General features: G+C 64.0%; 18 protein-coding genes. 14 read left to right on the forward strand and 4 right to left on the reverse strand.

Translation table 11 applies throughout. The features are described 5' to 3' along the window. Positions 1 to 51 precede the first annotated feature (51 nt). On the reverse strand, positions 52 to 462 hold the full coding sequence (locus tag ACJ8FR_RS02295; protein ID WP_407826986.1) for a hypothetical protein: 411 nt from the start codon (positions 460 to 462) through the stop codon (positions 52 to 54). Positions 463 to 797: 335 nt separating this feature from the next. Here ACJ8FR_RS02295 and ACJ8FR_RS02300 point away from each other — a divergent pair, with 335 nt between their 5' ends. The 5 genes from ACJ8FR_RS02300 to ACJ8FR_RS02320 all read left to right on the forward strand — a co-directional run bounded on the left by ACJ8FR_RS02300 (position 798) and on the right by ACJ8FR_RS02320 (position 8,669). Continuing rightward, positions 798 to 1,013: a cold-shock protein gene (locus ACJ8FR_RS02300; protein ID WP_407826987.1), complete on the forward strand. Its 216-nt coding sequence runs from the start codon at positions 798 to 800 to the stop codon at positions 1,011 to 1,013. Positions 1,014 to 1,203: 190 nt separating this feature from the next. Continuing rightward, complete coding sequence (locus ACJ8FR_RS02305) at positions 1,204 to 2,802, forward strand: tryptophan halogenase family protein (protein WP_407826988.1); 1,599 nt, start codon at positions 1,204 to 1,206, stop codon at positions 2,800 to 2,802. 175 nt (positions 2,803 to 2,977) lie between these two features. Then, a complete protein-coding gene (locus tag ACJ8FR_RS02310) occupies positions 2,978 to 6,070 on the forward strand; it encodes a TonB-dependent receptor domain-containing protein (RefSeq protein WP_407826989.1) in 3,093 nt (1,030 codons plus the stop codon). Between the two features lie 64 nt (positions 6,071 to 6,134). Continuing rightward, positions 6,135 to 6,821, forward strand: a complete 687-nt coding sequence (locus tag ACJ8FR_RS02315; protein ID WP_407826990.1) for a DUF6445 family protein — start codon at positions 6,135 to 6,137, stop codon at positions 6,819 to 6,821. 12 nt (positions 6,822 to 6,833) lie between these two features. Then, the gene (locus ACJ8FR_RS02320; protein WP_407826991.1) at positions 6,834 to 8,669 is read left to right on the forward strand and encodes a family 43 glycosylhydrolase; all 1,836 of its coding nucleotides are present in this window, start codon (positions 6,834 to 6,836) and stop codon (positions 8,667 to 8,669) included. Here the strand turns inward: ACJ8FR_RS02320 and ACJ8FR_RS02325 are convergent. After that, the gene (locus tag ACJ8FR_RS02325) at positions 8,626 to 10,059 is read right to left on the reverse strand and encodes a glucoamylase family protein (RefSeq protein ID WP_407826992.1); all 1,434 of its coding nucleotides are present in this window, start codon (positions 10,057 to 10,059) and stop codon (positions 8,626 to 8,628) included. The two genes, ACJ8FR_RS02320 and ACJ8FR_RS02325, sit on opposite strands and share 44 nt — an antisense overlap. Further along, positions 10,059 to 11,057 carry a LacI family DNA-binding transcriptional regulator gene (locus tag ACJ8FR_RS02330; protein WP_407826993.1) on the reverse strand — a complete coding sequence of 333 codons (999 nt, stop codon included), beginning with the start codon at positions 11,055 to 11,057 and terminating at the stop codon, positions 10,059 to 10,061. Before ACJ8FR_RS02330 ends, ACJ8FR_RS02325 begins: the two co-directional genes overlap by 1 nt. Before the next feature lie 167 nt (positions 11,058 to 11,224). On the opposite strand from ACJ8FR_RS02330, the gene ACJ8FR_RS02335 reads away from it, so the two are divergent. After that, positions 11,225 to 13,513, forward strand: coding sequence for a glycoside hydrolase family 3 N-terminal domain-containing protein (locus ACJ8FR_RS02335; RefSeq protein ID WP_407826994.1), 2,289 nt, complete (start codon positions 11,225 to 11,227; stop codon positions 13,511 to 13,513). 9 nt (positions 13,514 to 13,522) lie between these two features. Here the strand turns inward: ACJ8FR_RS02335 and ACJ8FR_RS02340 are convergent, their stop codons facing one another. Beyond that, positions 13,523 to 14,854, reverse strand: a complete 1,332-nt coding sequence (locus tag ACJ8FR_RS02340) for an MFS transporter (RefSeq protein ID WP_407826995.1) — start codon at positions 14,852 to 14,854, stop codon at positions 13,523 to 13,525. A 449-nt stretch (positions 14,855 to 15,303) separates the two neighbouring features. Here ACJ8FR_RS02340 and ACJ8FR_RS02345 point away from each other — a divergent pair, with 449 nt between their 5' ends. From ACJ8FR_RS02345 to ACJ8FR_RS02380, 8 genes are all read left to right on the forward strand, one after another. Beyond that, complete coding sequence (locus ACJ8FR_RS02345; RefSeq protein ID WP_407826996.1) at positions 15,304 to 15,750, forward strand: RNA polymerase sigma factor; 447 nt, start codon at positions 15,304 to 15,306, stop codon at positions 15,748 to 15,750. A gap of 4 nt (positions 15,751 to 15,754) precedes the next feature. After that, the gene (locus ACJ8FR_RS02350) at positions 15,755 to 16,387 is read left to right on the forward strand and encodes an anti-sigma factor family protein (RefSeq protein ID WP_407826997.1); all 633 of its coding nucleotides are present in this window, start codon (positions 15,755 to 15,757) and stop codon (positions 16,385 to 16,387) included. Then, the gene (locus ACJ8FR_RS02355; RefSeq protein ID WP_407826998.1) at positions 16,384 to 17,628 is read left to right on the forward strand and encodes a S8 family peptidase; all 1,245 of its coding nucleotides are present in this window, start codon (positions 16,384 to 16,386) and stop codon (positions 17,626 to 17,628) included. The genes ACJ8FR_RS02350 and ACJ8FR_RS02355 overlap by 4 nt, the downstream gene beginning before the upstream one ends. Then, entirely contained in the window at positions 17,576 to 18,334 is a 759-nt protein-coding gene (locus tag ACJ8FR_RS02360) for a TorF family putative porin (RefSeq protein WP_407826999.1), read from the forward strand. Before ACJ8FR_RS02355 ends, ACJ8FR_RS02360 begins: the two co-directional genes overlap by 53 nt. A 557-nt stretch (positions 18,335 to 18,891) precedes the next feature. Next, on the forward strand, positions 18,892 to 20,289 hold the full coding sequence (locus ACJ8FR_RS02365; RefSeq protein ID WP_407827000.1) for a hypothetical protein: 1,398 nt from the start codon (positions 18,892 to 18,894) through the stop codon (positions 20,287 to 20,289). A 325-nt stretch (positions 20,290 to 20,614) separates the two neighbouring features. Then, complete coding sequence (locus ACJ8FR_RS02370) at positions 20,615 to 20,953, forward strand: hypothetical protein (protein WP_407827001.1); 339 nt, start codon at positions 20,615 to 20,617, stop codon at positions 20,951 to 20,953. A gap of 39 nt (positions 20,954 to 20,992) precedes the next feature. Continuing rightward, positions 20,993 to 21,121: a hypothetical protein gene (locus ACJ8FR_RS02375; protein WP_407827002.1), complete on the forward strand. Its 129-nt coding sequence runs from the start codon at positions 20,993 to 20,995 to the stop codon at positions 21,119 to 21,121. A 179-nt stretch (positions 21,122 to 21,300) separates the two neighbouring features. After that, positions 21,301 to 21,636, forward strand: a complete 336-nt coding sequence (locus tag ACJ8FR_RS02380) for a hypothetical protein (protein ID WP_407827003.1) — start codon at positions 21,301 to 21,303, stop codon at positions 21,634 to 21,636. The last annotated feature ends 44 nt before the right edge of the window (positions 21,637 to 21,680 follow it).

Consider the following 21,680-nt stretch of genomic DNA (forward strand, 5'->3'; position numbering starts at 1 on the left):
CAAGCGCGCGCGTGCGTGCGAATGGAGGGGCCTTGCGCTCGGCGGCTGGGTTCAGTGCGGCTGGTTGGCGCAGGCCACGTCATATTGCGACGACGACGCGGTGTTGCGCTGGTTCACCGGCTTTTCGCCGGCATAGTTGGAGCCCGCCGTTCCGCCGTTCTGGTTGAACGCCGAGCCCGGGGCGCTGCCCGACCCGCCCGGAGGCGATCCGGTGGTTTCGCACGACTGCATCGGCTGGCCGGTCATATGCTGCGGCGCGTTCTGGTGGTTGTAGCCTCCGCCATTGCCGGTCGGCGACGACGTCGTGGTCGTCGTCGTGGGGCTGCTCGTCGGTGCGGTCGTCGTTGGCGGGCCATGCATTCCGCCGGGGGCGCCACCGCCGCCCGGCGCGGCAGCCGCGGCAAGGGCCGGCGCCGCGGCAATTGCCGCAGAGGCGGCCAGCAGGATCAGTTCGCGTTTCATTGGGAGATCCTCTCTGCTTACGCCCCCAGCGCCCGGATGCGGTTGCGCAGCATGCGCGGGCGCGTTCAGTGGAGCCGGACAGCCGCGCTCCAGCCGAACCAACGGCATGCTCGACGCCAGGTTCCTCGGCCCGGCTTGGGAATGGAGGCGTTCGACCCTGCCGCGAAAAGAGGCGAGGCAGGCTATGGTTAGGAGCGCGATTGCGCTACGCGCAGGCCGCTATCGGTCGCTAATGGACGGGCACTGGCGCTTTGCGGCTCCATTTTCCTTGTCTGTCGCTGCTCTTAGCAATTCGGACCCGGCACTCGGATCCAACATGACAAGGAAATCGTCAAATGCCCACAGGCACAGTCAAGTTTTTCAACGAATCCAAAGGTTTCGGTTTCATTCAGCCCGAGGGCGGCGGAGCCGACGCGTTCGTCCACATCTCCGACGTCGAGCGCTCGGGCATGAGCACGCTGCGCGAGAACCAGCGCGTGACCTACGATGTCGAGCAGGACCAGCGCGGCAAGATGAAGGCGTGCAATCTCAAGTCCGCCGACGGCGAGTAGTTCTTAAAGGGAGGCGCGCCGCACATGCGCGTCTCCCGTCTTTCGACAGTCAGGGGGAATCGCGGGTCCGGTGCGGGTCGTGGTGAACTAACACGATTGGGCTGGCTGCTGTCGTCAGCATTGCTCAAGCATGTGCCGATGGACCGAGTCGCTGTAATGGCAGGGGCCGTTTCCGGGCTTGGAGGAATGATTGGCGGGCGCCGAACAGCCGATACGGAAGGTGACGATCGTAGGCGGGGGCACCGCCGGCTGGATGACCGCCGCGGTCCTCTCACAATGGCTGAGTAAGGTCGAGATCCGGCTCATCGAGTCGGAGGAGATCGGGACAATCGGAGTGGGCGAAGCGACCATTCCCCACATCCGCAATTTGCTGGCGCTCGCCGGTGTCGATCCCCTCAAGTTGATCAGCGAGAGCAAGGCGACCTTCAAGCTCGGCATCCAGTTCGTCGACTGGGGTGCTCCGGGCGAGAAATATATTCACGGCTTCGGCAAGATCGGCCGCGACATGTTGTGGCTTCACGCGCATCAGCTGTGGCTCGCTGCGCGCGAGCGCCAGCCCCAATCGGTCAGGCCATTCGACGATTATTCGCTGTGCTGCGTCGCGTCGCTCAAGAACAGGTTCGCCTTTCCGGACAACCGCAATCCCAACTCGCCGCTCGGCGATATCGATTATGCCTATCATTTCGACGCGTCGCTCGTGGCGCGGTTCTTGCGCGGCGAGAGCGAGGCCCGCGGCGTCGATCGGATCGAGGGCCGCATCGTCGAAACGGTCCAGCATACCGAAACCGGCTTTGTCGAAAAGGTCCGCCTTAGCGATGGCCGCGAGGTCGATGGCGACTTGTTCGTCGATTGCTCAGGGATGCGGGCTCTGCTGATCGGCGAGGCGCTCGGCATCGGCTACGAGGACTGGAACCAATGGCTGCTGTGCGACCGCGCCCAGGCGGTGCCCTGCGCCAGCGTCGAGCCGCTGACACCCTATACGCGCTCGACGGCGCGCAAGGCGGGGTGGCAATGGCGTATCCCGCTCCAGCACCGGATCGGCAACGGCTACGTCTATGCGTCCGAGCTGATCAGCGACGAGGAGGTGGCCGGGACATTGCTCGCCACCCTCGACGGCGAAGCGCTTGCCGATCCAAGGCCGGTACGGTTCAGGCCGGGCCGCCGCCTAAAGAGCTGGGACAAGAATGTCGTTGCGATCGGACTCTCGTCCGGGTTCCTCGAACCCCTCGAATCGACCAGCATCCATCTGATCCAGACCGGGATTCACCGGCTGCTGGCGATGTTTCCGGGCACGGGTTTTTCAGCCGTCGATATTGACGAATACAATCTTCAAGCGCGCACCGAATATGAGGACGTGCGCGACTTTATCGTCGCCCACTACAAGGTCACGCGCCGAACCGGCGATCCGTTCTGGGACCATGTCCGCACGATGGAGGTTCCCGACACGCTCAACGACCGCTTCGAACTGTTCCGTTCGTCCGGTCGCTTCTTCAAGCATAATGCCCAGGAACTGTTCGCCGAGGAGAGCTGGGTCCAGGTGCTTCTGGGGCAGGGGTTCGAGATGCGGCCCGATCCGGTGACGGAATTCGTCGCGGATGAGGAACTGCTTGGCTTCTTGAATGACGTCGCAGAAGTCATTGAGGATGTCGCATCGAAAATGCCTGATCATGGCGAATTCGTGCGCAACCTCCCGGCAAGCACCGAGGCGCCAAAGGCGGCAGCGCAACCTGGTGCCCAACCGCAGGTCAGTTTCACCCTTCGCTATGAGCGTGGCGAAACGACCGGCTGAGGCTGTTACCGTTTCGTGACCGGAAAGCCACAGCGGTGGCGAAACCCGCAGAGAGTCGCCTCGAGCTGCAATTGACTTGAGGGACGTGAAAGAGTTTCATCCCGTCCCAACGAGCCAAATGGCCGAGCTGTATGTGTAACCGGTTACATGACCGGAAATGGACGAGGGGACACGTGTGAGCACGACTTTCAACAAGCGCCAGCTTGCGTCTGGCATTTCCGTCATCGCCATCGCGGCGGCTCTCGGCGTAGCGACGCCTGCCTATGCCCAGGCGGAGTACGGGACGATCCAAGGTCACGTGGACGGCGCGGCAGTCGGCACGCAGGTCATCGCAGTCGACACCAACACCGGGCAGCGTGGGGTCGGAACGGTCAACCAGCAGGGCGATTACGAAATCATCGGATTGCGCCCGTCGACCTACAACGTGACGGTAGCAGGCAAGGCAGCGCAGACGGCCCAAGTCGGCGTTGGCCAGGCGATAACGGTTGATTTTGCCGCGGCGCGTGCCGCCGGCGGCATCGTCGTCACCGGCCGCCGCACGGCGCAACCCGTCCAGACGCAAACCGTCGCAACCAACATCACGACCGCGCAGATTGAGAACCTACCGCAGAACACGCGAAATTTCCTCAGCTTCGCGGCGCTGGCGCCGGGCGTCCAACTGGTTTCGCCCAGCGGCTCCCAGCAGCTTCAGGCCGGCGCTCTCAGCCCGTCGAACGCCAACATTCTGATTGACGGGATGAGCTTCAAGAATCCGATCAATCACGGCGGCGCGCTCGGTCAAAACTTCGGCATCGGAAACCCCTTCCCCCAAGTCGCCATCCAGGAATATCAGGTCCAGACCCAGAATTTCGGGGCCGAAACCGGTCAGGCTGCGTCAGCCCTTTTGACCGCGATCACCAAGACCGGCGGCAACGAGTTCCACGGTTCGGCCTTCGTTGAATACCAGCCGAAGGGCTTCATCGAACAGCCGCACTTCGACAAGTTGAGGCACGTTCCCAAGCCCGATTATAAGCGCTGGCAATTCGGCGGCGATCTCGGCGGACCGATCATTCCAGGCAAGCTTACCTTCTATGTGGCCGGCGAAGGCACCAGCGAGAGCCTGCCAAGTGTGACAGGGAGCGTTCAGGGAATCCCCTCAAGTCTCGCCTCACAAATCAACATCTCGCACGCGAAGACTTTCAAGCAGGGCCTATATTTCGGCAAGCTGACCTGGTTCGCGACGCCCGACGATACCGTGAACCTCGAAGGCTTCATCCGTCGCGAGAACAACCTCGCCGACATCGATTCCAATGCCACGTCCAGCCACGCCCGGACGCTTCTGACCCATCAGAACCGGTATCAGCTGCAATGGAAGCACAGCGCCGGCAATTTCTTGAACTTTGTGAACATCGCCTACGACAAGGCGACGCAGTCAACTCCGACTTTGGGCAGTGGGCCGGAATTCAATCTTTCGCAGCCTTTCTCGAGCCAGGCGGTCTGTCTTGCAAATACGCCGCCAGCTTTTCAGGCCACGAATTGCGGCGCAACTGTCGGTACTTCCGGCGGCTATCTGAATCCTGATTTCTCCGTACGGGCCGCAACCGGTTCGCACTTCTTTACGCAGGGTGACATCCAAAAAGCGTGGATCGTCAAGGACGATGCGACACTCCGCCACGGTGCTCACACCTTCAAGGCCGGCGCGCAGGTTACGTTCTACGATTTGTCGCGAACCGTGAACAACGCCTTCAATGGCCGCTATTATTATTTCAATCCGGGTCCGACCGGTACGTTCGATCCCAACACGAACATCCCTTATGGTGCACAGATCAACCTCCAGCCGTCGCAGGCGATTAGCGGCAAGGACACGCAGGTCGGGCTCTACGTTCAGGACGAGTGGAAGCCCGACATTCACTGGACAATCAACGCAGGCCTGCGCTGGGATTTCGAAAGCAATCCCAACGACAAGGATTATGTGACACCGCCCGACATCGCAGCAGCGCTTCGCGCGTATCCGGGTTGGGCAGCGCGAGGCATCAACCCCGAAGACTACATCTCCAACGGGCACAATCGTCATCCCGTGTGGGATGAGTTCCAGCCGCGGTTGGGCATTTCCTACGACGTGCACGGGGATCGTGACCTCGTCTTGTTCGGCGGTGCCGGCCGTTACTACGATCGGCCGCTGTTTATCGAGGGCGTCATTGAAAGTCTGACGAACTCAAGCAAGATCCAGAATGTGACGTTCTGCCAGGCATTTGCGGGCCGGCCGGGCGGACCGCCCGCAAACTGCGTTAACTTCACGCCGGCGCTGCTCGATCCGAACAATCTTCGTCCGATTGCCGCCGCGTTGGCGAGTGGCCAGGGAGGTCCCGTGTGGGTTCTGCCGAACAAGACGAAGATGCCCTATTCGGACCAGTTCGACATCGGGGTTCGCAAGCGCTTCGGGTCTATCCAGACGTCGCTTACCTACGCGCACATTGAATCGCGCAACCTGTTCATGTTCGTTCGTGCGAACTTTTTTGCGAACGGTTGGTATACCCGGTTCCCGGTCACCAATTCGGCCGGTGCGATCATTGGCTGCACCAACGGCGGCGACCAGTTCATTAGCGATTACAACAGTCCGCCGGCGAATTTTCCCAACTGCCCGGCGGTCAACGGCCAGCTGACAGGCCGCTCAGGCCGGCTCGATCGCGGAGAGAATGACGGGAAAGCCCGGCTCGACGCGCTCTATCTGCAGATCGAAAAGCCGTTCACCGACCAAAGTATCTGGGGGTTCACCGAGGCCGTGACTTTGCAGCGGGCCCGAAGCACCATCGCATTCAATCTCTTCGAAGATGAGAGTTGGAACGAACCGGGTTTCGGCACGTACGGTTGGAACAATGTCGCAGGCGTTCCGAAGTGGCAGTCGGTGACATCCGCCAACTGGCGGGCGCCATACGGTTTCATCCTGTCAGGAACCCTGACTCTTACGTCAGGGCCATCATTCGGTCACATCAATTGCAATGTCCCAATTCCGCCCGACGCCGGCTGCTACGCGAATCTCGGGGGCGTGTACTGGCCCAAGCAGGACATCGGCTACAAGCGGCTCGACCTGCGGATCGCCAAGACGTTCAAGATGCCCTGGGGTCACGAGCTTACCGCCGACTTCGAGGCGTTCAACGTCTTCAACTGGCTCAATCGCAGCTACTCCGAGTGGGGTGCTGGCGGCGGCGCGAACCCCCCACGGACCGAGGACAGCGAACTCTCCAACAATGCCCGCCAATTCCAGGCGGGTCTCCACTACAAGTTCTGACCAGGCTTGCACGCATCGGGGAGGGGGACGAAATCGTCTCCCTCCTTTTGTGTTGGAGCCTCACTTGAAGCCTGAGCTTCGCCGCATCGGCAGAGAGCAGAGCCCGGTCGTCGTAATCGACGAGTTCACTGGACGGCTGGGCGAGATCCTCGGCCTTGCCGAGACGCTCGCGCCGTTCCCAGCGCTCAAGAACAATTATTATCCGGGTCTGCGCCGCCTGATCGAGCCAGCCGACGGGGCCGCCAACGATTATGTCGAGCGGCTCTGCCGCGAGGCCGCGCAGTTCATCGCCGGCGCGTTCGACGTTGAGGGTTTCTCCCTCATCGAGGCAAGCTTTTCGATGGTGACGACCGCTCCATCGGATCTCTCGCGTCCCCAACGCGCACCGCACTTCGATTCGACCGACCCGAAACACTATGCGTTGCTGCACTATCTGCGTGTTCCCGCGGGGAGCGGAACGGCATTCTACCGGCAGCGTTCGACCGGCATCGAGCGCGTGACGGAGGCTAATATTGCGCGCTTCGTTACGGCCGCCGAACGCGAGGCACGGCTGCTTCCAGCCGAGTCCGGCTATGTCTCGGGGTCGGACCAATTCTTCGAGCAGATCACCTCAGTTGAAGCCGTGCCCGACCGCTTGCTCATCTACCAGGGCGGACTGCTGCATTCGGGCGTCATCCCGCCCGGCATGTCGTTCAGCTCCGACCCGCGCGAGGGCCGGCTCACCGCCAACCTGTTCGTCCGCGGGGATTGATGAGGAGGTACTATGCGTAACCTGGGTGCTATCCTTGCAGGTACCGTATTACTTTCAACCACGGCAGCGGCCGAACGCCGTACCTACGCCAATCCGGTCGATGTCGACTACCGCTACAATTTCGAACAGATCAACGTCGGCGCGTCCTACCGCACCGGGGCGGACCCGGCGGTCGTCAATCATCACGGGACCTATTATCTCTTCATGACGCTGGCCGACGGCTACTGGCGGTCGACCAACCTGATCGATTGGCAATTCGTCACGCCGTCGCGCTGGCCGATGCAGAGCATTGTCGCGCCTGCGGTCTGGTCCGACGGGGCGCGGGTGGTCATCGAGCCGTCGATGATGGAACCGGGTTCGATCCTGTCGACGACGGATCCCGACAGCGGCAAGCTCGACTTCTGGGTTCGGCGCATGTCCGAACTCCCGGGCTCGGTGAACAAGGACCCGGCGCTGATGAAGCCGGGCGAAGTGCCGCCCGGACCCTGGGACCCGGCCTTGTTCAAGGACGATGACGACCAATGGTATCTCTATTGGGGCTCGTCGAACGTGTTCCCGATGTACGGCCAGAAGATCGCATTCGATTCCGGCAAGCTCATCTACCAGACACACGCGGCGCCGATGCTCTCGCTTCATCCGGACGTGCACGGCTGGGAGCGCTTCGGGCAGGACCATTGCGCCTGCTGGCAGCCAGGCAAGCCAAGTCCTTCCTACATGGAAGGCGCTTGGATGACGAAGGTCGGACGCACCTATTATCTGCAGTACGGAGCGCCTGGGACGGAGTTCAACGTCTACGCCAACGGCCTCTACACGTCGGACAAGCCGCTCGGGCCGTTCACCTACGCGCCGTACAATCCGGTTGCTTACCGGCCAGGCGGTTTTGCCGAGGGTGCCGGTCACGGTTCGACCTTCCGCGACAATTCCGGGAATTGGTGGAACACAGGAACGAGTTGGATCGGCTACAATTGGGGCATGGAGCGCCGGATCGTAATGCACCCGGCGAAATTCTACCCCGACGGACAGATGGCGGTGTCGACGCGGTTCGGCGATTTCCCGCACTTCGTGCCGAAAACGAAATTCGACGATCCCGATACGCTGTTCACCGGCTGGATGCTGCTGTCTTACCGTAAGCCCGTCGCGGCTTCCTCGACGCGCGCTGGCTTCGGAACGGCTGCCGTGACCGACGAAGACCCACGCACCTTCTGGGTCGCCGCGGCGAACCGGCCGGGCGAGACGTTGGCGCTCGATCTCGGTAGGGTCGACACTGTCCGCGCGGTGCAGGTCAGCTTCGCGGACTACCAATCCGGCCGCTTCGCCGACGCGCCGGATATCTACACCGAGTTTGAGTTGCAGGCTTCGAGCGACGGCCGGCACTGGCAGGAGATCGCGCGCACCGAGCCACCGCGTCGCGACCGCTCCAACGCCTATTTCGAGCTTGGTTCACCCGTACGGGCGCGGTTCGTCCGTTACGTTCACGGCCACGTTGGCGCGGCCACTCTCGCAATCAGCGAGATTAGGATCTTCGGCAATGCCGACGGACCACCGCCCGCTACTCCAACCGGACTGGCCGCTGTGCGTCATCCCGACCAACGCGATGCCACGGTTCGATGGGCGAGGGTCCCGGGCGCGCTCGGCTACAATGTTCGCTTCGGGATCAGGCCGGATCGGTTGACCCTGACACACCAACTGTGGGCCGACGAGCTCGGCACCGGATCGTCGCTGACCAAGGAACTTCGTTCGCTGAACGCAGGCGTGCCTTACTGGTTCGCCCTCGAAGCGTTCAACGAAAGCGGCGTCTCGAAACTCAGCCGCGTTGTGCCCGTCCGCCAGCCAGCCAGCCGCCGCTGAACCCGGCGAGCGTCAGTCCGCGACGGACCGCGGGCACGCGGCGCATGTATCGCCAGATGAACTCGTCGCGGTAATTCGCCGCCTGTAGCAGGATTGGGCCTTGGTCGATGCCGAGATAATCTTTGGCCAGCCAGCCGTGCGGGGGGTCGACCGAGCCCGTCTCCAGCCTCACACCCTCGTAGTTGAAGCTGGGATTGAAGCTGTCCTTGAAGCCGTAGCGGTCGAACAGTCCCGGCTGTCTCATCAGCGTAGCGGCGCAGGGGATGACGATCTCGGGTGCGAAAGGGAGCGACCCGAGAGCTGCGGTTGGCGCGATCGTCCCGTCGTCGCGGCCGTCGGGTTCATCGATCGGCCCCCGCGCGGCGTAGCCGAAAAAGGTCCGCTTCTGCCCCTTGTAGGGTAGCTCGAGATTGCCGGGGCCGTCGCACGCGCTTAAGCCCCAGAGGTTACGCGAATAGCCTCGCCACCCCATCGGATTGGAACTGCAATAGGCGCGGTTGGCGTAAGTCTCGCGCCGGCTGTTCTCGAAATAATCGAAACCCGCCTGCCGCATCACCGCATCGCGGATGCCGCGAAAGTCGATCCACATCTGGCTGTACTGGTGACCGAACAGTGGCGCGAAGGCGAGTCGGCGGGTCGCACCTTCGCCGCGCCAGAAGGGGCCGTAGGATGCCGTCCAGGCGTCCCAGCTGTTCGCCGGGACGTGATGCACGGGAGCGCCGAGCGCGAGGATGTAGATGAACATGCCCTCGTTCATTCCACTCCAGTCGCGATCGATCAGCCCTTGCTCGGGATGCCAGCCCATCGCGATCCCGGCACGGCCATCGGCACGGAAATGATTCCAGTCTACGCGCGCGTAAATCTTCTGCGACAATTCCCGGATCTCGCGTTCGCGGGCATCGTCATGGTCGAAGTACTGGCCGACGAACAGCGCGCCCATGAGCAATATGGCCGTATCGACGCTCGAAAGCTCGACGTCGCGGTAACGCAGCCCCGTATCCATATCGAGGAAATGGTAGAAGAAACCGGCATATCCGCTGGTGCCAGCCCGCGCCGGCCCTTGCGGCGCGTTCCACAGGAAGCGCAGCGTCGTCAGGGTCCGATCGCGCGCCGCCGCCCGCGTGCACCAGCCGCGCTCCGCCCCGATCGCATAAGCAGGAAGGGCGAATCCGACCGCGGAGATGCTTGAAAAGCTCGGTGTGGGCCAGCGATCCGGAACCAAGCCGTTCTTTGGGTTCGCCGTTTCCCAGAAGAAGCGGAAGGTGCGCTGCTCGATCTCGTCATAGAAATCCGGCAGTCGTCGGCGCGACGCAAGCGCGGGCCACGGCAGTGCAGCGCCGGCGAGCAGCAGCGACGAACCTTCGAGGACAGCGCGCCGGTCGAGCAGCATCAGGCGCCGGCGCCCGGGTCCGTGCTGGAGCGCACGACGAGCTCGGGGGCATGCAATTCGTCGCGGCCGTCGTCCCTGCCGCCGAGGATTCCGATCAGCCGCTCCAGCGCGCGCTCGCCAAGCTCGGCGATCCGGACGCTGACGGTCGTCAGTCCCATGTGATTGGCGAGTGGGATGTCGTCGAACCCGGCCACGGCGACCTCGTCCGACACGCTTACACCCGCACGGCGAAGCGCGGACATTGCGCCGATTGCCATATTGTCGTTGGCTGCGAAGACCGCGTCGAACTCTTTTCCTTTCGCCAACAGGTCATTCACCGCGCGCTCGCCCGACTCTTCGAGGAAGTCGCCTGGAACGGTCGTCAGCTCCGCGGCCCCTGTCGCGGCGATGCTCTTGCGGAACGCTTCCGCGCGCTCCTGCGCGTCGATATTCCCAGCGGGACCGGCAATGTGCACGATCCGCTGCCGCCCGAGCGCCAAGATATGCTCGGCGACCGCCTTTGCTCCGGCCGCATTGTCGAGGTGGATTCCGGGCCAGCCGGCCGGCTGCCCGCGCGTGTTGATCAGCAGGGTCGGCAGCCCGGCCGGAAGCGCCTCGACCAGCTCATGATCCTCGACATGCGGCGCCATCAGCAACAGCCCGTCGACGCGGCCGCGCAGCGCCCGGAGGACCGCCGTTCCGCCGCCGGGGCTTTCGGGGTGCATGTTCGAGAGCAAAAGGAAATAGCCGCGGTCGCTCGCCACCCGATCCATGCCGCGCACGATCTCGGAGAAGAATTCGCCGTGGAGCGCGGGCAGGACGACGCCGATCGCATTGGTTCGAGCCAGGCTGAGGCTGCGCGCGCCGGCGTGCGGCACATAGCCGAGCTCCTTGACTGCGGACTTGATGCGCTCGCGCGCGTCCTCGCTCACATTCTCGAAGCCGTTGAGCGCGCGCGACACCGTCGCCACGGACAATTGCGCGCGCCTGGCAACATCGCGGATCGTCGCGGGGGTCATCGGCTCCTTATCGGCCGCAGTTCGAGCATAAGTCACGCGCGGCACACATTGCAAATGGCGGGGCAGTGGGTCATGTAACCGGTTACACAGTTCGTCAAGCAGACGAATGTTTCGGCCCGAGCGCGGCAGCTCTTGCTCCGGGACGTGACTGAGCGGAGGGGAAGTTCATGCTGGACACGCACATTTCCCGGCGGGCAGCGCTGATCGGCGCCGGCGCGGTGACAGCGTGGCTCGCAAGCCCGGCCCGCGCGTTGCTCGAAGCCGCCGGACGGCTCGGTGCCCCGGCTTTTATCGATCAACTGATCGCGCGGATGACGCTCGAGGAGAAGGCCGGGCAGCTTAGCCTTATGGCATCGGCCTGGGGCGGCAGCGCGGCGCTCTCGCTCAACCCGGCGAGCGGCGGTGCAAATTTCCAGCAGCAGGTCGAGGAAGCGCGCCGTGGGCAGTTGACCGGCGTGTTCAACGGCAATGGCGCGACCGCCGCCCGGATCCTCCAGGCGGCCGCGGTCAGAGAATCGCGGATGAAGATTCCGCTGATCTTCGCCGCCGACGTCATCCACGGCCACCGCACCATCTTTCCCGTCCCGCTCGCGGAGGTTGCAAGCTTCGAGCCGGACCTTGCCCGCCGTACCGCCGAGGCCGCGGCGTTCGAAGCGGCGGGATCGGGCATCGACTGGACCTTTTCGCCGATGGTCGACGTGGCTCGGGACCAGCGCTGGGGCCGCGGGCTCGAGGGCAGCGGCGAGGACGTGCTGCTCGGGCGCCTGTTTGCCGCCGCGCGCGTACAAGGCTTCCAGGGTGGCGACCTTAAGTCGACCGAACACATGCTCGCCTGCATCAAGCATTTCGCCGCTTATGGCGCGGCTGAATCTGGCCTCGATTACAACACGGTCGACATGTCGGAGGCGCGGCTGCGCGAAGTATATTTGCAGCCTTACAAGGCTGGATTCGACGCGGGCGCGCTGTCGGCCATGGCGTCGTTCAATGAGATCAACGGCGTGCCGTCGACGGGCAATCACTGGCTGATTACCGACCTGCTTCGCGCCGAATGGGGTTTCCAGGGCTTGGTCGTGTCCGACTATACCGGCGACGAGGAAATGATCGCCGCCGGTTTTGCGAAAGACGGGCGCGACGCGGCGCGCCTCGCGTTTCTCGCCGGCGTCGACATGAGCATGCAGAGCGGTCTCTACCGCCAGCATCTGCCCGAACTGGTGCGCGGCGGCGAAATCCCGCAAGCCGAGCTCGACCAGTCGGTCCGCCGAGTGCTTGCGGCGAAAGCGATGCTCGGCCTGTTCGACGACCCATTCCGCCGAATCGATGTCAGGCGCGAGAGCGCCCGCTCGATGTTGCCCGCCACCCGTGCGCTCGCGCGCGAGGCTGGGCGCAAGGCGATCGTGCTGTTGAAAAACGATGGCGATCTGCTGCCGCTGCCGCGCTCGGGCAAGCGGATCGCGCTGATCGGTCCGTTCGCCGCCGGGCCGCATGACCTCGTCGGTCCGTGGGTGGTCTACGGCGACGATGCGAAGGCGGTCGACCTCGCGAGCGGCATGCGAGCCGCGCTAGCTGACAAGAGTCGGCTGACTGTTGTCCAGGGCTCGGGCGTCGATGAGCCGCTCGCCGGCGGGATCGAGCAGGCGGTCGACGCCGCGCGTCAGGCCGACGTGGTCGTGCTCGCCATTGGCGAAGGCGCCGGCATGTCCGGTGAGGCGCAATCGCGGACCGAGATCGTAGTGCCCGAGCCGCAGCAGCAACTCGCCGAAGCCATTGCGGCCGTCGGCAAGCCGGTCGTTGTCGTGCTCAAGCACGGCCGCGCACTGGCCCTGGAGGGTGCCGTTGCGAATGCGCAGGCGATCCTCGCGACCTGGTTTCTCGGTACCGAGACGGGCAACTCAATCGCCGACGTCCTGTTCGGTGCGTACAGCCCATCGGGCCGGCTACCCGCAAGCTTCCCGCGCCGCTCCGGCCAAGAACCATATTATTATGCGCACAAAAGCACCGGCCGCCCGAATCCGCCGGGCGAGCTGCAGCCTTACAAAGCGCATTTCAGGGGCATCCCGAATAGCGCGCTCTACCCGTTCGGTCATGGCCTCACGTACGGCAAGATCGGATATTCGGGCTTCAGCCAGAGCGGCCCGACGATGTCGATGAACGGTACGATTGAGGTGACGGCGACGGTCACCAACCGCGGAACCCGCGGCGCCGAGGAAGTCGTCCAGCTCTATACCCACGACCGGGTGGCGAGCGTCACTCGTCCGGTCCGCGAGCTTAAGGCGTTCCGCAAAATCTCGCTCGTGCCCGGCCAGTCGCAGGTCGTGCGCTTCACCTTGCGGGCAAGCGACCTCAGTTTCTACGGCCGCGACAATCGCCTGAAGGTGGAGCCCGGCACGTTCGATGTGTGGATCGCGCCTTCGGCCGAGGCCGAGGGCGTCCACGGCATCTTCCAGCTGACCGCCTAGCCGCTCGCCTCATCCGGAGGACGGACTGAGCGCGTCGAAGGCCGGTCTCGAACGACGCCCCAGCGGGTTCAGGATCATCGCCGCGCAGGACAGCGCGAGGAAGCCGAGGGGTACCAGCGCTACCGTTGCACGCATCGCCGCCAGCGTCGCCGCGCTCTGGTGGATGTTGGCAACATAGCCGGCTGACGCGAAGCTCCACCCGAGAATCGCGGTGGCGATCCCGATCGCGACCCGCTGCAGGAGCGCGGCAACTCCGAAGACGGTGCCTTCGACGCGCACGCCCGTCGCCTGCTCGCCATATTCGATCGTATTGGGAAGCATCGCCCAGAAGACGAAATGCAGGCCGACGATCGCCGCCTGCATGCCGACCAAGAACAGCTGCATTGCCCGCGTTCCATCGAAGTTGCCAAGCGTGAAGAAGACGAGCCCGATCATCGCCAGGCCGGCGGCAACGAGCCACAAGGCTCTGAGGCCAAGATGTCGGCCGAGCAGCATCCACAACGGGATCGCGATTCCGCTCACCAGCCCCATGGAGGCAAGCGCCAGCTGTCCCGCGTCAGGATCGTCGAGAAGATATTTGAAATAATAGAGCACCGCCTTGCTGAGCACGGTCACCGCTACGATCATCGCCATCATCGCGGCATTCAAGGCGAGGAACGCGCGATTGCGCACGAGGCTCAGCAGTGCTGCCCCAAGACTCGGTGGCAAGGGGCGTTTCGGCGGCGCGAACTCGCGATAGGTCAGGCCGACGACGATCAGGATCGCGGCGCCGACGCAGGCGAACAGCATGGCCGCGCCGAAATAGGCATTCGCCGCGCTCGCTCCCATCAGCCGGCGGCCGAGCGGCACGGTCGACAAAGCGACGACGACCGAGGCCGCGGTCCCGAACATCATCCGAGTCCCCGCGATGAATGCCCGATCGCCGGGATCGGCACTGATCCGCGCGGTCATCGCGAGATAGGGGACATTCACCGCGGCATAGAAGGTGCGGAACAACAGGTGGGCACCGAAGATGCTGGCCACCGCCCAGCCGCCGGACCCAAGCGGCGGGAAATAGGCGAGCACGAAGCTTAGCCCGAGCGGCACCCCGCCCGCGGCGAGCAATGCCCCGTAGCGGAAGCTGTCGTGGCGGCGGTCGACCAGGATCCCTGCCAGCAAATTGGCGATTCCGTCCCAAACCGACGCCACCATGTAGGTGGTCGCCGCAACTCCGATCGGGATGCTCAGCGCGTCGGTATAATAGAACAGCAGGAAGAGCATGATGCTCTGCCAAAAAAGGTTGAAGGCGAAGTCGCCGAACGCAAACAGCAGCAACCGCGCCTTTGAGGGGTGGCCGATCATGGGACTCGGGATCGTCGCTGCGCGCGGTCGATCGTTGACAATGTTCACCGAACTACCCTCCGAGCAGGCGAATTCGATTAGTGATACAGCAGCAAACATTGACCGCAACGGACGTCAAACCAGTGGCAGGTCGCTAATGTCCGCTTTGGGTCGAAGGCGAGCATTGGCAGAAGCGGAACAACGGGATGGGCGGTCAATTTGGTTTCATCCCGAAACCAACCGCGCTAACGTAGCTGCGCGGCTGATGAACCTTTCCGGGACCTGGAGGCACCTATGCTTGTGGGGAATGTCCGGAAGTGAGTTGGTCAGGGATCTTGAAGAGGCCCCGGGCCGAGACAGCACGATCGCCCACTCCGGACGAGAGGGAGCTGCTTGCGCACATTGCGAGCGGGGACCTGAGGGCGTTTGAGAGGCTGTATCGAATCTATCAGCCGCGCCTGACCAGGTTTTTGACCACGCTCCTCAAGCGTCCCCAACTGATCGAGGAAGTGCTGGACGATACGATGATGGTGGTGTGGAAATCGGCAGGAAGCTTCAGGGGGTCGAGCAAGCCTTCGACCTGGATCTTTGCCATTGCCTACCGCAAGGCGCAAAAGGCCAGGATACGATGGCCCGACCCGATCGAGGATCCGGAGTTCGACACACGCGTCAGCACGGATCCGGGGCCGGACGAGAAATTTCAACAGCAACGGCTTCGCGACGCGCTGATACAGGCGATGAACCAATTGTCGTCCGACCATCGCGCCGTCGTCGACCTCACCTATTTCCATGGCATGGGCTATCGCGAGATTGCAGAGATTGTCGATTGCCCGGTCGACACCGTGAAGACGCGCATGTTCCACGCCCGGCGCCGCCTCCAGAAGGCGATGTCCGGCAGTCTCGCAGACTGGATCTAGGACGATGGCTGGCCCAAACCTGTTCGAGCGCGAGCCTCATGCCGAGGCCGAAGAGCTGCTCCCGTGGTACGCCAACGGCCAACTCGACGACGCGGACCGATCACGGGTTGAGAAACATCTCTCGTCCTGCGCCTCTTGTCGCCAGCAGCTCGCTCTGGAGCGTCAGTTGATCGACGAGTTCCAGGCCATGTCTCCCGAGATCGAGTCCGGCTGGGCGCGGCTGCGAGAGCGCGTCCAGGCACCGATCGCGAAGCGCCAAAGGCGGGCGGGTCGGCTGGCGGAATTCTGGGCCTTGATCACGCGTCCGGCCGTGGCTGGACTCGCCGCGGCCCAGCTCGCCTTCGTCATCGCCTCGGGCGCCGTGCTGCTTTCGCTGAGCAGGCCGGCCTATCACACGCTGGGTTCGGCTCCCGTCCCGGTATCGGCCAACATCATCGTCATGTTCCGCGCTGATGCAACGATCGAAGACGTTCGCGGCACGCTCAAGTCGGCGGGAGCCTCGATCGTCGACGGGCCTACGACCGCCGATGCCTATCTCCTTCACGTCGCGCCGCAACAACGCCAGAGAGCGCTCGCCAAGCTGCAGTCCGACGACAATATTCAGATGGCGCAGCCGATCGACGGAGCCGCGTCGTGACACGGAGCCGACTTTGGCGGCTCATCGCGTTGGTGCTGGCGGCCGTCGCGGCGAGCTGGTTCGCGCCGGCTATCGCGGCGGATCGCCGGACCGCGTCGACGGATCGCCAGATCCTGGTCATGATTCCTCATTCGCCCGACCACTATCGCGCCAATGGCGCTTACGGCGGTAGCTATGGCGACGAACTTGCGCGCAGCGCCCGTGACCGAGTCTCGCGCGGCATTGCTCACAAGTATGGCCTGACCTTGGTCGAGGAATGGCCAATGCCGATGGTTGGCGTCGACTGTTTCGTGATGCTCGTGCCTGACGGCCGGCCGACCAGCGCCGTGGCCGAGCTAGTCTCCCACGATGCCGACGTCTCCTGGGCCGAGCCCGTCGAGCTGTACACATCGCGCGGCGCTGCCCCCGAATCGTCGCCCAACGATCCCCGGTTTGCAACTGAGCCTGTGACCGCACAATGGCGGCTGGCCGACCTGCACCGGCTAGCGGACGGCCGCGGCACCCGCGTCGCGGTCGTCGACAGCGGCATCGACGAGCGCCACCCGGACCTTGCCGGCCAGATAGTGGTCAATCGCAACTTCGTTTTCGGACGGCCGCTCGTCGCTGAACAACACGGTACAGCAGTCGCCGGAATCATCGCCGCCAAGGGCAATAATCGCATCGGCATCGTCGGAGTGGCCCCCGGCACGAAGCTGCTCGGCCTCCGCGCCTGCTGGCAAAGCCGCGCGTCGACGGCATGCGACACGCTCAGCCTTGCCAAGGCCCTCTATTTTGCGGTCGAGAACCGGGCTGATGTCATCAACCTCAGCCTCAGTGGCCCCGATGCCAGGCTGCTGCGAGAGATCCTGAAAATCGCTTATGCTCACGGCACGGCCATCGTTGCGGCGTTCGACTCCAAGCGATCCGACGGCGGGTTCCCGGCATCGGTTCCCGGCGTTATTGCCGTCGCGGATGCGCCAGTGGCCGGGCCGCACGGCGAAGTTTATCTCGCCCCGGGCCGCGATGTGCCAACCACTGAGCCAGGAGGTCGATGGATTCTCGTCAACGGGAGCTCGTTCGCCGCAGCTCATGTCAGCGGTCTCATCGCACTGATGCGCGAGCGGCGCCGCGCGGCGCCCGTTGTCTTTGTATCTCGAGGGGGCGGGGCGATCGACGCTTGCGCGACCTTGGTTCGAGCGATGGGTCCGTGTGAGTGCACTTGCAACCCGAGTCGGTCGGCGGCCGCGAGGGGCGAACGGTAGGCGCTTTGGCGCCCGCGCGCTGATCGCGTTCCTCGTCGCGAGCGCGGTTGCATCGTCGGCGCAAGCGCGGGTCGGGGCGGTCGTCTCTGCCTTCAGCGACGAGCGGTTTCGCGGGGTCTCGCTCAGCGACGGTCGGCCGGTCGGAACTCTGGATCTGTCGTATGACGCTCACAACGGCTTGTATGCGGCGGCGTCGGGGAGCGTCGTCGCAGGTCGCGGCGAGGGGTTGAAGTTGCTCGGGGCATCGGTGAACGGCGGCTATGCCCGACGCCTACGGTCCGGTCTCACGATCGACGTCGGCGCCATTCATTCGCGTTATTCGCGCTACTCGGGGCTAGCCTCCGGCCTGTCATATACCGAGGTCTATGCGGGGCTCGCAGGCAAGCTCGTCGGCGCGCGAATCTCAGTCTCTCCCGACTATCTCGGATCCGCGCGCTGGACGACGCATCTCGAGCTCAACGGTCATGTCGACTTGTCGAGGCGGCTATTCGCAGAAGGCGAAGTCGGGTTGCTGGTGCCGCTGGGGGCAGAGGATTATCAAGGAAGCCTGCGACCCCAGGTAGATGCCCGCGCTGGAATCGCCCGCAGCTTCGGCACGGTCACGCTCCATATGGCGGTCACCACGCGCAGTCGACCCAGCGACTTCTATGCTTCCCGGGGACATAGCCACACCGCGCTGATCCTCGGCATCAGCACCACCCTGTAGGCGAGACCCACGGCACCGGAATGAACCGGTCGCTCCTTTCCCGGCACTTACCAAAGCCACCGAGAGCCGGATCGCGATGACTGTTCAGCCCCCACGCGCGCGACCCGGCCTCGGTGAGCACCATTAAAAGGAGCTCCGAACGATGAAAGCCACGATTCTCATGATCGGCGCCGTCGCACTTGCAGTCGCGCCGAGCGTCGCGTCAGCCGCGCCCGGCGGCAACGGTGGCACGAACGCCAGTCCAACCAATCGTCCAATCACGGCTGGGCAGCCAAGCCAGGACTGCGTCGATCTGGTGACGAGTGGCGAAGGATCATTCCCGGGACACGCGACCACTTCGCCGGGATCGGCGTTCAATGAAGACCCGGGTGGAGTTGCGGGTTCCAAGTATGCGGGGGAGCAACCGCAGAACTCCAAGAATACAACGAGTGTGTCGCAGTACGATGTCGCTTGCGCGCGACCACTCTGATCTTATCTAGTCCGCGGCTAGAGGGCTGGCCCGCTTCCCTTTGGCGGGCCAGCCTACCGCTCCCAAACATCGCTTGAAGGAAATGGCCTTGGGTACAACGCCCAACCGGCCGATCGCGCCCCTATGCGACGCGCGGACGGCAAAGATCGTGGGCGTATTCTGGCTGGCCGGTCTTGCGCTGATCGGAACGGCTACGCTCCTGATGACCCGCGCGGCACGAGCCGTCCCCGCATTCGCACAGCAGACCGGACAGCCGTGCAAGGCGTGCCATGTCGGCGGCTTCGGACCCGAGCTCACCCCCTTTGGTAGGGAGTTCAAGCTTGGCGGCTACACATTACGTGCGCACGGCTCGGTTCCTTTGGCAGCGATGGCGATTGCGTCGGTGACGCACACGAGCAAGGACCAGAATCCGCCGGGCGAGCACCTCAACCGAAACGACAATGTTGTGCTCGACCAGGCCAGCCTGTTCGTGGCGGGCGGCTTGGGCCAGCATTTTGGCGGCTTCGCTCAAGTCACCTACGACGGTGTTGCCCGGCATTGGTCGTGGGACAACGTCGATCTCAGAGCCGTGACCAAGGCGAAGATCTTCGGCGAGGATTCAATCCTCGGCGTGTCCGTCAACAACAGCCCGACCGTTCAGGATGCCTGGAACACGCTCCCCGCCTGGCGATTCCCGTTCACCGACACCGGAGTCTCGCCTACTCCGGCGGCGTCGCCGCTTATCGATGGAGCGCTGGCGCAAAACGTCTTGGGCATGACCGCCTATGGCTGGATCAGTCACAAGGTCTACGTCGAAGCCGGAGGTTACACTTCGCCGTCGCGGGGCGCGCTGAACTGGCTGGGGGCCGATCCCTTCGATCCCGGATCGATCCATGGCGTCGCGCCGTACGGACGCGTCGCCTGGCAGAGCAAGGTCGGCGGCGGGACCTTTGAGGTCGGCGGAAGCGCCTTGAAGACTGCGCTCATCCCCGGCCGTGACCGCTCGAGCGGCCTGACGGACCAGTACGCGGACCTGGGTCTCGATCTGTCGTGGCAGAAGGGGTTTGGTTCGGACATCTTCTCGGCCAATTTCCGCTATGAGCATGAGCGCGCGAACCTCCGGGCGAGCTCTGCGCTGGGATTGATCGGCGAGAGCAATGATCCGGAAGGGGGCCGGTACCGGCTGAACGAACTGCGCGCCGCCGCGCGCTACACGCTCCACGACCGGCTCGGCCTAACACTCTCCGCCTTCGACATTTACGGCTCGCGCAACACCAACGTCTTCGACGGGGACGGCCTTCCCGACAGCAACGGCTTGATGGGGCAGGTAGACTATACATTCTGGCCCGACGGCAAAGGGCGGCTGGGCCCGCTCGTCAATGCCAGGGTTGGCGTTCAGTACACACTCTACGGCAAGTTCAACGGCGCCCGGCACAACTTCGACGGCGCGGGCGCCAACGCTAACGACAACAATGCATTGAGGCTGTTCACATGGATCGCATTTTGAGTGCGCGCCTTTCAAGGCGCGTCTTCCTGAACGCCAGCGCCCTCGCGGCAAGCGGAATCGTCGGTTTTGGATCCGCAGCGAAAGCCGCGACCGCCAAAGTCGCAAAGGAAACGGTGAATTATCAGCCGAGCCCGCGGGGGCCGGCGCATTGTGCTGCCTGCGCCTACTTCCAGGCTCCTTCCGGATGTAACTTCGTGAACGGGTCAATCAGTCCGTCAGGTTGGTGCATGCTCTTCAGGCCCAAATGACAGAGTGGCAAGCCGCAGCGTGCCAACATTTTCGCTCAGGATGGCGCGTACAGCGCAACGCGCGTAGAACCGGCCGCATGGCGAAGGTCCCGCGTTCGCTGCTCGTGCTGCTCGCCGCGCTGGGTCTGCTGACCGCGCTCGGCTGGACCGGCGCGTCGCTCGCGGCGCCGCCGTTCGGGCCGCCGGCAGCCACCCAGGCGCATGAAGATGTCTGCGGGCACGCGATGGCGCCCTCGCATCGCCACGGGCCAATGAGCCTCGCCGACGAGATGTGTGCGACCTGCTGCGCGGTGCTTCCGCCGCTGGCGCGGATTGCCCCGCGGGCGCTGCCGCACTTGGCGCCGGCGCAGGCCGGTCTCCAGCCGCTGTCCGGGATCGACCCGGGTCTCGATCCGCCGCCTCCGCGAGCGGTGTGAAACGAGACTTTTCATTCAATCCAAACAACGGAGAGTATTATGAGGAAATTCCTCGCAGCCATCGTGCTGCTGTCCGCGAGCACGGCTGCAATCGCCGCGGCTCCGGCGGTCGCAAAGGCGATGGTCGACTGCACGGGTTCTTGCCCCGATTGCCCGCAAGGCAAATAGGCAAAGCGCGGTAAGGAGGGTGTCCGGTTCGAAAGGGCCGGGCACCCTTTTTTTGCGGGACGACGTTCGTCTCGCTCGCATTGGTCTTCGCCCGGCGCCCACTCGTCGATGCCGCGGCCGCTTCGCCGAGAAGCTCACGCCGCCGGTCGACATGCGCTAAGTTTGGCGGCGCCGATGTGATGAACTCTCTCCAGCCGACGAGTCTCGCCGGCCTGAAAGCGGAGGGAGACGTGATGTTCAAGCTGATGATATGCGGTGTTGGATTGGCAGCGCTCGGCGGCGCAGGGACCGCGGCGGCGCGCAATGCGGTGGCTGCGGCCGGCCAGGGTCTCGCGACATGCGACGCGAAATATTACGGCTATCTCGTCGGCAAAAGCCTTGAGGAGGCGCGGTCCGTTAACGGCGATTATCGCGTGGTGACACAAGGCAGCGCGCGCGGAGCGACGAAGCCGAAGCGACTCACAATCGTGTATGACGCAGGGTCGAACCAGATCGTCGAGGTTGATTGCGGATAACACGACGGCCCCGGGCCGCTCCCCGAGGAAGCTCAGCGAGCAGC

The sequence above is a fragment of the Sphingomonas sp. genome, assembly GCF_045810705.1.
Taxonomy (GTDB): domain Bacteria; phylum Pseudomonadota; class Alphaproteobacteria; order Sphingomonadales; family Sphingomonadaceae; genus Sphingomicrobium.

Excerpts from the sequence above, each read along its gene's own strand:
- ACJ8FR_RS02320 (WP_407826991.1), top strand. The coding sequence starts at position 6,834 with ATGCGTAACCTGGGTGCTATCCTTGCAGGTACCGTATTACTTTCAACC.
- ACJ8FR_RS02340 (WP_407826995.1), bottom strand. The coding sequence starts at position 14,854 with ATGATCGGCCACCCCTCAAAGGCGCGGTTGCTGCTGTTTGCGTTCGGC.
- ACJ8FR_RS02325 (WP_407826992.1), bottom strand. The coding sequence starts at position 10,059 with ATGCTGCTCGACCGGCGCGCTGTCCTCGAAGGTTCGTCGCTGCTGCTC.
- ACJ8FR_RS02300 (WP_407826987.1), top strand. The coding sequence starts at position 798 with ATGCCCACAGGCACAGTCAAGTTTTTCAACGAATCCAAAGGTTTCGGT.
- ACJ8FR_RS02380 (WP_407827003.1), top strand. The coding sequence starts at position 21,301 with ATGAACTCTCTCCAGCCGACGAGTCTCGCCGGCCTGAAAGCGGAGGGA.
- ACJ8FR_RS02375 (WP_407827002.1), top strand. The coding sequence starts at position 20,993 with ATGAGGAAATTCCTCGCAGCCATCGTGCTGCTGTCCGCGAGCACGGCT.
- ACJ8FR_RS02350 (WP_407826997.1), top strand. The coding sequence starts at position 15,755 with ATGGCTGGCCCAAACCTGTTCGAGCGCGAGCCTCATGCCGAGGCCGAA.
- ACJ8FR_RS02335 (WP_407826994.1), top strand. The coding sequence starts at position 11,225 with ATGCTGGACACGCACATTTCCCGGCGGGCAGCGCTGATCGGCGCCGGC.
- ACJ8FR_RS02330 (WP_407826993.1), bottom strand. The coding sequence starts at position 11,057 with ATGACCCCCGCGACGATCCGCGATGTTGCCAGGCGCGCGCAATTGTCC.
- ACJ8FR_RS02295 (WP_407826986.1), bottom strand. The coding sequence starts at position 462 with ATGAAACGCGAACTGATCCTGCTGGCCGCCTCTGCGGCAATTGCCGCG.
- ACJ8FR_RS02370 (WP_407827001.1), top strand. The coding sequence starts at position 20,615 with ATGGCGAAGGTCCCGCGTTCGCTGCTCGTGCTGCTCGCCGCGCTGGGT.